The sequence below is a fragment of the Shewanella marinintestina genome, assembly GCF_023283845.1.
Lineage (GTDB): Bacteria > Pseudomonadota > Gammaproteobacteria > Enterobacterales > Shewanellaceae > Shewanella > Shewanella marinintestina.
In genome coordinates this window covers 117,122-130,346 of record NZ_JAKILC010000003.1, presented here as the reverse complement: position 1 = coordinate 130,346, position 13,225 = coordinate 117,122, and the positions used below count along the sequence as shown (strand labels likewise).

12 protein-coding genes are annotated in these 13,225 nt (G+C 43.3%); all 12 read left to right on the top strand.

What is annotated here, in order from left to right; genetic code table 11:
- Positions 1-25: 25 nt before the first annotated feature.
- The 12 genes from flgK to fliE all read left to right on the top strand — a co-directional run bounded on the left by flgK (position 26) and on the right by fliE (position 13,209).
- Entirely contained in the window at positions 26-1,948 is a 1,923-nt protein-coding gene (flgK, locus tag L2747_RS04495) for a flagellar hook-associated protein FlgK (protein WP_248997901.1), read from the top strand.
- A gap of 38 nt (positions 1,949-1,986) precedes the next feature.
- A complete protein-coding gene (gene flgL, locus L2747_RS04490) occupies positions 1,987-3,177 on the top strand; it encodes a flagellar hook-associated protein FlgL (RefSeq protein WP_248997900.1) in 1,191 nt (396 codons plus the stop codon).
- A gap of 93 nt (positions 3,178-3,270) precedes the next feature.
- Positions 3,271-4,092 (top strand): flagellin N-terminal helical domain-containing protein, encoded by an 822-nt coding sequence (locus L2747_RS04485; protein WP_248997899.1) that lies wholly within the window; start codon positions 3,271-3,273, stop codon positions 4,090-4,092.
- Positions 4,093-4,422: 330 nt separating this feature from the next.
- Entirely contained in the window at positions 4,423-5,241 is an 819-nt protein-coding gene (locus L2747_RS04480; RefSeq protein WP_248997898.1) for a flagellin N-terminal helical domain-containing protein, read from the top strand.
- A gap of 147 nt (positions 5,242-5,388) precedes the next feature.
- Positions 5,389-5,766: a flagellar protein FlaG gene (locus tag L2747_RS04475; protein ID WP_248997897.1), complete on the top strand. Its 378-nt coding sequence runs from the start codon at positions 5,389-5,391 to the stop codon at positions 5,764-5,766.
- Positions 5,767-5,808: 42 nt separating this feature from the next.
- A complete protein-coding gene (fliD, locus tag L2747_RS04470) occupies positions 5,809-7,179 on the top strand; it encodes a flagellar filament capping protein FliD (protein WP_248997896.1) in 1,371 nt (456 codons plus the stop codon).
- 38 nt (positions 7,180-7,217) lie between these two features.
- Positions 7,218-7,544, top strand: coding sequence for a hypothetical protein (locus L2747_RS04465; protein WP_248997895.1), 327 nt, complete (start codon positions 7,218-7,220; stop codon positions 7,542-7,544).
- Between the two features lie 7 nt (positions 7,545-7,551).
- Entirely contained in the window at positions 7,552-7,962 is a 411-nt protein-coding gene (gene fliS, locus L2747_RS04460; protein WP_248997894.1) for a flagellar export chaperone FliS, read from the top strand.
- 279 nt (positions 7,963-8,241) lie between these two features.
- Entirely contained in the window at positions 8,242-9,675 is a 1,434-nt protein-coding gene (locus L2747_RS04455; protein ID WP_283107177.1) for a sigma-54 dependent transcriptional regulator, read from the top strand.
- 383 nt (positions 9,676-10,058) lie between these two features.
- Entirely contained in the window at positions 10,059-11,156 is a 1,098-nt protein-coding gene (locus L2747_RS04450; protein ID WP_248997893.1) for a sensor histidine kinase, read from the top strand.
- On the top strand, positions 11,149-12,501 hold the full coding sequence (locus L2747_RS04445) for a sigma-54-dependent transcriptional regulator (protein WP_248997892.1): 1,353 nt from the start codon (positions 11,149-11,151) through the stop codon (positions 12,499-12,501). Before L2747_RS04450 ends, L2747_RS04445 begins: the two co-directional genes overlap by 8 nt.
- A gap of 375 nt (positions 12,502-12,876) precedes the next feature.
- Positions 12,877-13,209 (top strand): flagellar hook-basal body complex protein FliE, encoded by a 333-nt coding sequence (gene fliE / locus L2747_RS04440; protein ID WP_248997891.1) that lies wholly within the window; start codon positions 12,877-12,879, stop codon positions 13,207-13,209.
- Positions 13,210-13,225 lie beyond the last annotated feature (16 nt).

Genomic DNA, 13,225 nt, shown 5'->3' with positions numbered 1-13,225 from the left:
CTCTTACAGCAAGGAGCCAGTACGTATGTCTTTAGATTTAATGAATATTGCCCGTACAGGTGTATTGGCTTCTCAGTCTCAGCTAGCGATTACCAGTAATAACATCGCCAATGCCAATACCGCTGGTTATAACCGTCAGGTGGTTTCTCAGTCGGCGCTCGATTCCCAGCGCATGGGCAATGACTTTTACGGCGCGGGTACTTATGTTTCAGATGTAAAAAGGGTTTATAACGATTACGCCACTAGAGAGTTACGCATTGGTTCTACTGCGATGAGTGAATCGCAAACTACTTTCGGAAAAATGAGTGAGCTCGACCAGATTTTTTCTCAGTTAGGCCAAGCGGTGCCGCAAGGGATGAATGACTTTTTCGCCAGTATGAATGCCTTGGCTGATCTGCCAAATGACATAGGTATGCGAGATTCATTTCTTACCAATGCCAAACATCTAGCGAGTACGGTTAACCAGATGCAAGCTCATCTAGACGGGCAGATGACGCAAACTAATGATCAAATTGCTGCAGTCACAGACAGAATTAACGAGATCAGTACCGAGTTAGGCAACATTAACCGTGAGCTAATGAAGTCTCAAGGCCAAGATATGCAGCTGCTTGATAAGCAAGATGCATTAATTTTGGAGCTTAGTGAATATGCATCGGTTAACGTGGTGCCATTAGATTCCGGTGCTAAAAGTATCATGCTAGGTGGTTCGGTTATGTTGGTGTCGGGCGAAAAGTCGATGCAGATGGGAACCTCTCAAGGCGACCCGTATCCGAATGAATTACAAATCACCGCCCAATCTGGTGATAAAAGCATGATAGTTGATGCGAGTAAATTGGGCGGCCAGCTTGGCGCATTAGTCAATTACCGTGACGAGACACTACTGCCATCACAAATGGAATTAGGCCAATTTGCTTTAGGTGTGAGTGATGCATTTAACAAGGCACAAGAGCAGGGCTTTGACTTAAATGGTCAAGTGGGCGCTAATATATTTACCGACATTAACGACCCATCCATGCAAATTGGTCGAGTCGGTGCGCTATCAAGCAATACTGGCTCTGCAGTTTTAGGCGTCCATATTGACGATGTTGGAGAGTTAAGCGGTAGTAGCTATGAATTAAAATTTACCGCGCCATCAACTTACGAGCTAAAAGATGCCGCTACTGGCAATATAACGCCGCTTACTTTAAACGGTACTAAGCTCGAAGGTGCAAATGGCTTTAGCGTTAATATCAACGCTGGCACATTAGCCTCGGGCGACACCTTTGAAATCAGACCGACTTCTGGCGCAGCCTCTTCAATATCGGTTGAGATGACCGATCCTAAAGGTATTGCGGCTGCAGGTAGTCAAATTACTGCAGATGCTTCGAATATCGGTAATAGCCAAATTAAGCTAGTCAGCATTGATGACCGGACGGCAGCTAATTTCCCAGTTACAGGCTCAGAGCTTACCTTTGAAATTAATCCAGGTGCAACGCCGCCAACGTTTGAAGCATTTGACGCCAATGGCACATCACTAGGTGCACCTGCAGCTTATACACCGCCGACAATTAGCGCTCATGGCTTTACATTTGAAATTGACTCCTCAGCCACCACAACAGAAAAATTTAGCTTCGATTTGTCATTTGCGGAAGGGGATAACTCTAATATGGTCAACATGGCAAATCTGAATGAAGCCAAGCTGATGAATGGCGGTAAAACAACTTTGAATGATGTCTTTGAGAATACAAAGCTAGACGTGGGCAGCAAAGCTAAGTCGGCTGAAATGTCAATGGGTTCGGCTGAAGCAATTTACAACCAAGCTTATACGCGAATTCAAAGCGTATCAGGGGTTAACTTGGATGAAGAAGCGGCAAACTTGATGCGCTTTCAGCAGTCTTATCAAGCATCTGCGCGGATCATGACTACCGCAAATGAAATCTTCAACACACTATTTAGCTCACTGCGTTAGCACTGAATGCTTAACGATTAGGGACAGGAATTAAGACTATGCGAATTTCAACTGCGCAAATGTTTCACCAAAACATTAATAGTGTGACCAGTAAACAGTCGCAGACAAGCCAGATCATTGAGCAGCTATCGACTGGAAAGCGTGTCAATACAGCGGGTGATGATCCAGTTGCTTCAGTGGGCATTGGCAACCTTAAGCAGCAGAATGCAGTCGTTGACCAGTTTCTTAAAAATATAGACTACACCAAAAATAGATTGTCAGTATCTGAAAGTAAACTAGGTAGTGCGGCTACTATTACCAGCAGTGTTAGAGAGCAAGTATTAAGGGCAGTAAACGGCACACTAACTGAAAGTGATCGGCAAACAGTTGCCGATGAGCTACGTGGTAGTCTTGAAGAGCTAATGACCATTGCTAATAGCAAGGATGAGTCGGGTAATTATCTGTTTGGTGGTTTTAATACTGGTAGTCAGCCATTTGAGTTTGATGCGAGTGGCAACGCGGTTTATAACGGCGATAGTGGGATCAGAGAAAGCATCGTAGCCTCAGGCACGACTATTGGCGCCAATATTCCGGGCGATCTTGCTTTTATGAACTCTCCCAATGGTTTAGGGGATTACAGTGTCAATTATTTGGCCTCACAAACTGGCGAATTTAATGTCGAAAGCGCAAAAGTGACAGATCCTGCGACACATGTGCCCGATACCTACACATTTACTATGGTTGGTAATGATTTAGAAGTCAGAGATTCGACGAATGCTGTTGTCACCACTGTACCAGCTTTTGATCCTAACAGTCCCGTCGCCTTCAACGGCATTGAAGTTAAGCTAGATGGTAAGCCCGCGTCAGGTGACTCATTTACCATGGAACATAAGCCTGAAGCGAGTTTGCTCGATACTATCAATAGTGCGATAGCCTTAATTGAAGACCCTAACCTAGTCAATACTCCTGCAGGTAAATCAGAGTTGGCACAAATGTTGAATAATATCGACAGTGGAATGAATCAACTGGATGTTGCACGGGGTGTTGCCGGTAATAGCTTAAAAAGCTTAGACAGTTATGCTGCAACCCATGAAGAAGAAAAGATTGTGAACAACTCGGCTCTTTCGATGTTGGAAGATTTAGATTACGCCGAGGCGATAATGCAATTAGAGCAACAACAGCAAGCTTTAAGTGCAGCATCAAGCGTTTTTACTAAGGTCGGCACAGTGTCATTGTTTGATTATATCTAAACCATGAATGCCACCTAAATAATTAGAATTCAAATTAACCGAAATTAGCCAAGCCTGAAGTCTTGGCAGTAATTTTAGATAAGGGAAATCATAATGGCTATTACCGTTAATACCAACGTTACATCAATGAAAGCGCAAAAGAACCTAAACCAGTCAAGCCAAGGACTGTCGACCTCAATGGAGCGTTTATCGAGTGGTCTTCGCATTAACAGTGCAAAAGATGATGCTGCAGGTCTAGCAATTTCTAATCGTCTAGATTCACAGGTGCGTGGTCTTGATGTAGGTATGCGTAACGCCAATGATGCTATCTCTATTGCACAAATTGCTGAAGGTGCAATGCAAGAGCAGACGAACATGCTACAGCGTATGCGTGATTTGACCATTCAGGCATCTAACGGTGCTAACAATAGTGATGATCTTTCAGCTATTAAGAAAGAGATTGATGCGCTATCCACTGAAATCACCTCAATTGGTAATAGTACAGCCTTTGGTAATACAAAATTATTGAATGGTGGTTTCTCTGCAGGTAAAAACTTCCAAGTAGGCCATCAAGCCAAAGAAGATATTGAAGTGACGGTTAAAACGTCAAATGCAACGTCGCTGTCTGTGGGGGCTTTAACCTTAGCAACATCTGCTGCTCGTCAATCTGCTATGGGGAAAATCGATGCAGCTATTAAGACAATTGACACCCAACGTGCGGATTTAGGTGCGGTGCAAAACCGTTTAGCTCATAACATCAGTAACAGTGCTAACACCCAAGCGAACGTTGCTGATGCGAAAAGCCGTATTGTTGATGTCGATTTCGCTAAAGAAACGGCTCAAATGACCAAGAACCAAGTGTTACAGCAAACAGGTAGCTCTATGCTTGCCCAGGCAAACCAGTTGCCACAAGTTGCCTTATCACTACTTGGTTAATTAAGCATAAGCGATGCGTTTACGTACTATTGGCGCTTAATGCTATCCACTTAAGTTAATTGCACTGAAAGCAATTGGTTGAGTTAGCTTAAAATAACAATCCATATTGACTGTTAACCCAGTTAATATGGATTTTTTAGTTTAAAAGAATCGGTTTAGTCACTGATATTATTATGATTTATATGTATTTGTAGAAAAACACTATTTTTTTTAAAAAAAGTGCTAAAGATTAAAAAATAGCAGCCGTTAAAGTTACTGTAACCCAATAGACCCGCCTGGCGTAAATAGACAGGCAAGTTTTAAAGCCAGGTATTAAAGAGGAAACAAATTATGGCTATTACAGTAAACACAAACGTGACTTCTATGAAAGCGCAAAAGAACTTGAACTCTTCTAGCCAAGGTTTGGCTACCTCTATGGAGCGTCTATCAAGTGGTCTTCGTATCAACAGTGCGAAAGACGATGCTGCGGGTCTTGCAATTTCTAACCGTCTAGATTCACAGGTGCGTGGTCTAGACGTTGGTATGCGTAACGCTAACGATGCTATCTCAATTGCCCAAATCTCTGAAGGTGCAATGCAGGAGCAAACTAACATGCTTCAGCGTATGCGTGACCTAACTATCCAGGCATCTAACGGTGCAAACAACAGTGATGACCTTGGCGCGATTAAGAAAGAGATCGATGCACTAGCAACAGAGATTACGTCAATCGGTTCAACTACCGCATTTGGTAACACTAAGCTGATGACTGGTACTTTCTCTGCTGGTAAAAACTTCCAAGTTGGCCACCAGGCTAAAGAAGATATTACTGTTAAAGTTAAAAAGACTGACGCAACTTCATTGTCAGTTGGCGGTTTAACGCTTGCAACTTCAGCTGCTCGTCAGTCTGCGCTTGGTAAGATTGATGCTGCAATCAAGACGATTGATACTCAACGCGCTGACTTGGGTGCGGTACAAAACCGTCTAGCACACAACATTAGTAACAGTGCAAATACACAAGCAAACGTTGCTGATGCAAAGAGCCGTATTGTTGATGTGGATTTCGCAAAAGAAACGTCTGCAATGACTAAGAACCAAGTACTACAGCAAACGGGTTCTGCGATGCTTGCACAAGCTAACCAGTTACCACAAGTTGCACTATCTCTTCTTTAATCGGGTTTCTCGTTAAGAGTATTTACCGATAAAGTAGCAGTTTAAAGGGAGATTCGTGATGAATCTCCCTTTGTTGTTTATAAACCTTGACGTAATAGCTAGAGGTATACGTCCTAGATTGAATAGTTACCGAGGTGATGTATGACAATGGATGTGAATTTCACGAGTGCTACCAATCCTATTGCTGTTAAACAGGAATTAACCAGTACTCAGACAGAAGTCGACTCAATAGATAAAGCCGTTCTGTTCAAAGAATCAAGCAGTGTAGAAAGAACGTCGCTGGCCAAGGATAGTGAAGAGAAAACTGCTGACATACATGAAGTCGCTAATGAACTTAATGATATGATGTCACTGATGCGTAAAGGTCTTGCCTTTAAGGTCGATGAACATTCGGGGCAAAGTATTGTTAGCGTATTAGATGTCGACTCTGGGGATATCATTAGACAGATCCCTAACGAAGAAGCGCTAGAATTAGCACAAAAACTTGCAGAAGTGGCGGGATCTTTGCTTAAGACTGAAGCATAGGTTGAGCGTCAAAAAATAACTTATTTTGTCTAGGGGGCAAAAATGGCATTAACAGCGACCGGTATAGGTTCTGGATTAGATATCAACACCATTGTTAAAGTGTTAGTTGATGCCGAAAAAGTACCTAAAGAAGCGATTTTTGATAAAACTGAGGCGACAATTGAAGCCAAGGTATCTGCAATGGGCACCCTCAAAAGCCAACTATCTACGTTTCAGGAAGCCCTCGAAAAGCTGAGCGATCCCGCAGCACTGAATATTCGTAAAGTCTCTACAGGTGACAGCGACTACTTCACTGCAACAGCGGATAAAAACGCCCAGTCAGGCAGTTATCAAATCCAAGTTGAACAACTTGCTGCATCTCACAAACTGGCAGGTAAAAACGTTGCCGATGCTACTGCTGGAGTCGGGCAAGGCACACTGGACCTTGAAGTTAACGGTAAAGCCTTTACTGTTGCGATTGAAGCGGGTGATTCACTCGATGCGATTGCCAAGAAAGTCAATGAATCCGCCGATAATGCAGGGATTACTGCCACAGTGATTAAAAGCGATGGTGGCAGTCGAATTGTATTCAGCTCTGATGAAACTGGTACCGATAATCAGGTTAGCGTGACAGCAGCAGATGCAGTTGGTTCGGGCTCAGGGCTCAATGACATGTTTGGTGCGGCGAATTTAGAAACCTTACAAGCCGCGCAAGATGCAGTGCTGCACATTGATGGCCAAAAGGTGACTTCACAAAGCAATGATGTTGAAAATGCCATTGCTGGCGTGACACTGTCTTTGACTGATGCCGATCTTGCTAAAACTTCGACCTTGAAAATTGAACAAGATAATGAGGCCGTAAAAGAAAATGTAAAAGGTTTTGTAGATGCATACAATACCTTAGTGGACTCTATTAGCAGCTTATCTAAGTATGATGCTGAAAAAGAAGAGGGCGCAGCCCTGCAAGGCGATTCAATGTTGCGCTCGATTGAATCCCAGATGCGAAATATGATCAGTAATCGCGTTGATGTCGACGGTGAAACGATTGCTTTGTACGATATTGGTATTGAAACTGACCGATACGGCAAAATGTCAATCAACGATGAGAAGCTCGATAAAGTCATCGCCGAAGATATGGGATCCGTCGAGGGCTTATTTGCGACCCCTGATAAAGGTATTGCAGCCAGCTTAGATAACTTAGTTGAGGGTTATGTAAAGTCTGGCGGATTGATTGATAGCCGTGATAACGCATTAACTAATGATAAACAGCGTTTAGATGATCAACGCGAAGCATTTAGTTTAAAAATGGAAATGCTACAAGCACGCCTGTTTAAACAGTTTAATGCAATGGATCTTGTCGTTGGCCAGTTGAATCAACAAAGTGCCGGATTAGTTGATAGGTTGAACTCGTTGCCAGGTGTGATCGGTTCATAGTTGTATTGAGTTTCCCTTCGGATTCTAAGGAGTTCAGTGTGCATTTAAAGCCTCTATGCCAACTAAATGATGAATTAGACGCGCTGTTAGATAAGTTAAATCTCGTGCCTGCTGAAGATGAGTCGACCGATGAGTTGGTATCATACTTGCAGGAGTTAGTTGGTAAGCGTCAAAGTTTACTTGTTAAAGCTTTTGAAAATGCGACAGCAGCAGATGCTGCTGAATTGAAAAAGCAGATTACGCTGAGTCAGTCATTTGAGGTAAAAGCCAATATGATTAAGGCGCATCGGCAGTCTTTGCTACATGCAGGACGTAAAAGTAAACAACAGCTAAATATGTACAAGACCATAGATTCTAACAGGTAGGTTTTTAATGAGAAGCTCTCTTCAGTCGTATCGTAAAGTTTCGTTAGATAGTGAAATCTCAGTTGCTTCACCGCATCGTATTATTCAGATGATGTTTGATGGAGCGCTGCAGCGCCTTGCTCAAAGTCGCTACGCGATAGAGAATAATGACTTGGCTAACAAAGGCGTATTTATAGGTAAAGCGATTGGCATCATTACTGGTTTAAACAATAGTTTGAACATGGAAGCTGGTGGAGATATCGCTCAAAACCTAAGTGATTTATATGACTTTATGTTACGCCGGATCTCTGAAGCTAACATCAACAATGATGTTCAAGCAATCGATGACGTTAGCGAGATCATACGTACGATTAAAGAAGGTTGGGATGCGATACCAGCAGATAAACACCATATTGACTCTCATGCGAGTGCAATATAGACAGTCGATAAAATGGGAGGTTTTACCCCCTCCTTTTTGTCACCTGTCAAAAAGATGGCTATCTGATACATCAGTGAAGAGTTTTTAAGCTAAAAACAATTGAGTTTCTCATAAAGGTCATCAGGGGCTTGCTTATAGCGGGCTGATAATACACTATTCTATTCGGTAGTTAATTCATAAAGCATTTTAGATAACTACCCGCTTGAAAAATAAGCTTGAAAAAAGCAACCAACACTAATAATTAATGCGCTGAAATATTTGAGCCTTATGGCCTTCGGAATGATGCAAACAGATCAACGAATTCTACTTGTCGGTAGCCAATCCGAGCGAATTAATCGCTTGTCATGTGTATTTGAATTTTTAGGTGAGCAGGTCGAATTGACCGACTTTGATAAACTTGAAGCTCATACTAAACAAACGCGTTTTCGCGCGATTGTTTTGCCATCTGGAAATCAAGAGAAAGAAGCGATTCAGTCTTTGGCTGGTATGCTTCCATGGCAACCTTTTTTAATGCTCGGGGAAAGAGACGACGTTAAAGCGTCGAACATTCTCGGTAGTATCGAAGAACCATTAAATTATCCGCAATTAACTGAATTGCTGCACTTTTGTCAAGTCTATGGGCAGGTTAAGCGCCCAGAGATCCCGACGAGCGCAAATCAGACTAAGTTGTTTAGAAGTTTGGTTGGACGCAGTGAAGGTATCGCTAACGTTCGACACCTAATCAATCAAGTTGCTAGCTCTGAAGCTACAGTGCTTATCCTCGGACAATCAGGTACTGGTAAAGAGGTGGTCGCTCGAAATATTCATTATATTTCCGATCGCCGTGACGGACCGTTTATACCGGTTAACTGTGGTGCAATTCCTCCTGAATTATTAGAAAGTGAACTGTTCGGTCATGAGAAAGGCTCATTTACAGGCGCAATAAGCGCGCGTAAAGGTCGCTTTGAACTTGCCGAAAAAGGTACTTTGTTCCTTGATGAAATCGGCGACATGCCATTGCAAATGCAAGTTAAGTTATTACGTGTATTGCAAGAGCGCATGTTTGAGCGAGTTGGTGGCAGCAAATCAATCGTAGCTGATGTACGAGTCGTTGCAGCGACACATAGAAACCTTGAAAGCATGATTGAAATTGGTGATTTCAGAGAAGATCTATATTACAGACTCAATGTGTTTCCAATTGAAATGCCCGCATTATGTGAACGCAAAGAAGATATTCCGTTACTGCTTCAAGAGTTAGTTAGCCGAGTATATAACGAAGGGCGCGGCAGAGTGCGCTTCACCCAGCGTGCGATTGAATCGCTTAAAGAGCATTCTTGGTCGGGTAACGTGCGCGAACTGTCCAATTTGGTCGAACGTTTAACAATTCTTTATCCAGGTGGGTTAGTTGACGTAAATGATTTACCTATAAAGTATCGCCATATCGATGTTCCTGAATATTGTGTTGAAGTCAGTGAAGAACAGCTTGAGCGTGATGCACTTGCTTCTATCTTCAATGATGAAGAACCTATCGAGATCCCTGAAACCCGTTTCCCAAGCGAACTGCCGCCAGAAGGGGTTAACCTAAAGGATCTACTTGCTGAGCTTGAAATCGACATGATTCGACAAGCGTTAGATCAGCAAGACAATGTCGTGGCTCGCGCAGCTGAAATGCTCGGTATACGCCGGACAACTCTCGTTGAGAAAATGCGTAAGTACGGTTTAAGTAAAGATTAAGGCTGAGATAACCGCTTCGCTCACGGAAGACGGAACGTTCGCTGACTCACTCACAGAACGCTGCGCTGACGGTACAAGCTGAAGCCGCACAAGCAAAGATCTTTCGCGAATAAGCCAGAAGCTGAGTCTTCTGGCTTTTTTATTGCCTTTCTTTTAACCTTTTCTGTAAGCGAAGCGTTCCATAGTGATCTGCAATTCAATTAAATAGTCACGTGCCGTAAGGCCGCAGGCCGTTCCATCTTTGCATTTTGTTCTTAGCTTTTCCCTAGAACCTAGAAGTCACTAAGTGATGCCCTCACTACGCAGCGTCCTTCTTAGCTTTAAACAACTGGCATAATTCCTGCTTTAAACCGCGTATATGCAGTTTTTTTGACGGGGTTACCATGTCCGCTATTTTAAAACCACAGGTTAAGCCTGTAGATGCTAGTAAGTCGCAGCGTCCACAGTTAGTCGACGTTCAGCAAGCCGCAAATATGTCTAATCGTATGGACCATATTCTGCAAGCTATGCCGTCTGGAGTGGTGATTATTAATGGCGATGGAATAGTGACCGATGCAAACCCGGTTGCAATTGAACTCTTAGGCAGTCCTTTAGAAGGCCTACGCTGGCTGCAAATCATTAATCGAGCTTTTTCCCCGCAAGATGATGATGGTCATGAAGTTTCATTACGTAATGGTCGCCGAGTCAAACTTGCTATTACCCCATTAACACCAGAGCCAGGGCAGTTGATTGTATTGACGGATCTAACTGAAACTCGCTTGCTGCAAAAAAACTTATCTCATCTGCAACGATTATCAGCGTTAGGAAAAATGGTGGCTACGTTAGCGCACCAAGTCAGAACGCCCCTAAGTGCTGCGCTTTTGTATGCGTCGAACTTAGCAAGTCCAAAGATATCTGCTGACGCGAGAAAGCGCTTTCAAGGCAAACTGGTTGATAGGCTTAATGAATTAGAGCATCAAGTCAACGACATGTTGTTAATGGCTAAAGGACGTCAACAAGAGCTCGATAGCATATTAACCATTGATGAAGTGGTTGATAATGTTTTAGGCAATTGTTTGCCTATCGCAGAGCAAAAGGGTTGTCGCTTAGTATTTGATAATCAATCTAAACAGAAAATTAGAGCCAATGATGCCGCTTTATGTTCAGCAATTAATAACTTAGTAATGAACAGTTTAGAAGCAGGTGCCAATTGTATTAAATTGCAGGCGTACGATACGGCGACGGCATTGCACCTTGACGTAATCGATAACGGGAAAGGCCTTGATAGTGAAATGCAGCACAAGGTGCTCGAGCCATTTTATACCACTAAATCCCAAGGTACAGGCCTAGGTTTGGCAGTGGTGCAATCGGTGGTGAGCAATCATGGCGGTATGATGCGTTTTAGTTGTCATTCAGGCGCTGGCTGTACTGCATCACTAAAGTTTCCACTGATTTTAAAAAATAAGAGCGAAGAAATGCTCGGAGATGTAAAGCATGTCTGAAGGTAAGTTACTGCTTGTTGAAGATGATGCATCACTGCGTGAAGCTCTGCTAGATACATTACTTTTAGCTCACTATGAGTGTGTAGATGTAGGCTCTGCCGAAGAGGCTATTTTGGCGTTAAAAAGCCAAAGCTTTGACATGGTGATAAGCGATGTGCAGATGGAAGGTGTTGGCGGCATAGGGCTGCTTAATTATTTGCAACAACACCAACCTAAGCTCCCCGTTTTATTGATGACCGCGTATGCGACTATCGACAATGCGGTTAACGCGATGAAACTTGGCGCGGTTGATTATTTGTCAAAACCTTTCTCACCAGAAGTATTGCTTAATCAGGTGTCGCGTTATATGCCGGTCAAGGCTGCTGAAGGCAATCCCATCGTTGCTGATGAAAAAAGTTTAGCTTTACTTGCGTTAGCTCAGCGAGTTGCGGCATCAGATGCCTCGGTGATGATTATGGGCCCAAGCGGCAGCGGTAAAGAAGTTCTAGCGCGTTATATTCATCAAAATAGTCAGCGCGCGTCAGAACCTTTTGTGGCGATAAACTGCGCTGCAATTCCAGAAAATATGTTAGAAGCTACGCTGTTTGGCTATGAAAAAGGTGCATTTACCGGGGCTTACCAGGCTTGTCCTGGCAAGTTTGAACAAGCGCAAGGTGGCACTTTATTGCTTGATGAAATTTCAGAAATGGAAGTGGGTTTGCAAGCTAAGCTACTGCGAGTACTGCAAGAGCGTGAAGTTGAGCGTTTAGGTGGTCGTAAAACGATAAAACTGAATGTTCGGGTATTGGCGACCTCAAACCGCGATTTAAAGGCGATGGCTGCATCTGGCGAGTTTCGTGAAGATCTCTATTATCGGATTAATGTGTTTCCATTAACTTGGCCTGCATTGAACCAACGTCCTGCCGATATTTTGCCGTTAGCACGACATTTACTGCAGCGGCATGCGCTGATCGCTAATCGTAATGAACTGCCTGAATTTAGTGAGTGCGCTTCAAGACGCTTATTAACTCACCGCTGGCCGGGGAATGTGCGAGAGCTCGATAACGTGGTTCAACGAGCGTTGATTTTATCTATTAGCAATGAGATCACCGCGGCAGACATTATTATCGACTCTTTAGAGTTAGATTTCAGTGCTGAAGCAGCCCCCGTAACCGACGCTAAACCCCAAGAGCTTGAAGGTTTAGGAGATGAGCTTAAAGCTCAAGAGCATGTGATTATTTTAGAAACCTTATCTCAATGTAATGGCAGCCGTAAATTAGTTGCCGAAAAACTAGGGATAAGCGCTAGAACTTTACGTTATAAAATGGCAAAAATGCGCGATTTAGGCATTCAAATACCGGCTTAAGGCCAAGAAGGGCGACCTTTGGGCTGTTAGAGCGTTCGCAGGCTCAATCCGAGGACGCTGCGCTGACGGTACAAGTTAAGATGATTCAAGCTGTGTCGGTTAAAGTTAAGATCTTTCGTGAATAAGCCAGAAGCTGAGTCTTCTGGTTTTTTATTGCCGTCGCTTTCAATCTTATTTTTCCCTAAGCGCAGCGTTCTGTAGTGGCCTTCTATTAAAGTAAATAGCAACGTGCTGTGAGGCCGCAGGTCGTTCGCCTTTGCTTTTCCTAGCACCTAGGGCCTTCTTGGCTTTCCCTTCTTTTTACAAACTGGCAAGCTATTTGCTTTATCCCTGTATATCAACATTTTCGTCAAGAAAACGACAAGGGAGCTAAGTATGCAAATTGGTGCTAATTCATTACTGCAAGAGATGCAGTCACTTAACGGTCAAATTGGTACTTCAAGCATTCAAACTGGGATCTCGCGCCAAGTACAAAATACATCGGGTGCTGATTTCGGACAACTTCTCTCCCAAGCTGTTGGAAATGTAAGCGAACTTCAATCAAATGCTGCTAATCTCGCCACTCGACTTGAGATGGGAGATACCACGGTGACATTATCTGATACCGTGATCGCCAGAGAAAAATCAAGCGTGGCATTTGAAGCAACTGTTCAAGTGCGGAACAAGCTCGTAGAAGCTTATAAAGAAATTATGAGCATGCCTGTTTAGGCCTTTGATAACTAAA

Bases quoted from the DNA above. Each gene is read 5' to 3' on its own strand.
- fliE (WP_248997891.1), top strand. From the start codon at position 12,877: ATGCAAATTGGTGCTAATTCATTACTGCAAGAGATGCAGTCACTTAAC.
- fliS (WP_248997894.1), top strand. From the start codon at position 7,552: ATGAGAAGCTCTCTTCAGTCGTATCGTAAAGTTTCGTTAGATAGTGAA.
- L2747_RS04475 (WP_248997897.1), top strand. From the start codon at position 5,389: ATGGATGTGAATTTCACGAGTGCTACCAATCCTATTGCTGTTAAACAG.
- L2747_RS04445 (WP_248997892.1), top strand. From the start codon at position 11,149: ATGTCTGAAGGTAAGTTACTGCTTGTTGAAGATGATGCATCACTGCGT.
- flgL (WP_248997900.1), top strand. From the start codon at position 1,987: ATGCGAATTTCAACTGCGCAAATGTTTCACCAAAACATTAATAGTGTG.
- L2747_RS04455 (WP_283107177.1), top strand. From the start codon at position 8,242: ATGATGCAAACAGATCAACGAATTCTACTTGTCGGTAGCCAATCCGAG.
- fliD (WP_248997896.1), top strand. From the start codon at position 5,809: ATGGCATTAACAGCGACCGGTATAGGTTCTGGATTAGATATCAACACC.
- L2747_RS04480 (WP_248997898.1), top strand. From the start codon at position 4,423: ATGGCTATTACAGTAAACACAAACGTGACTTCTATGAAAGCGCAAAAG.
- L2747_RS04485 (WP_248997899.1), top strand. From the start codon at position 3,271: ATGGCTATTACCGTTAATACCAACGTTACATCAATGAAAGCGCAAAAG.
- flgK (WP_248997901.1), top strand. From the start codon at position 26: ATGTCTTTAGATTTAATGAATATTGCCCGTACAGGTGTATTGGCTTCT.
- L2747_RS04450 (WP_248997893.1), top strand. From the start codon at position 10,059: ATGTCCGCTATTTTAAAACCACAGGTTAAGCCTGTAGATGCTAGTAAG.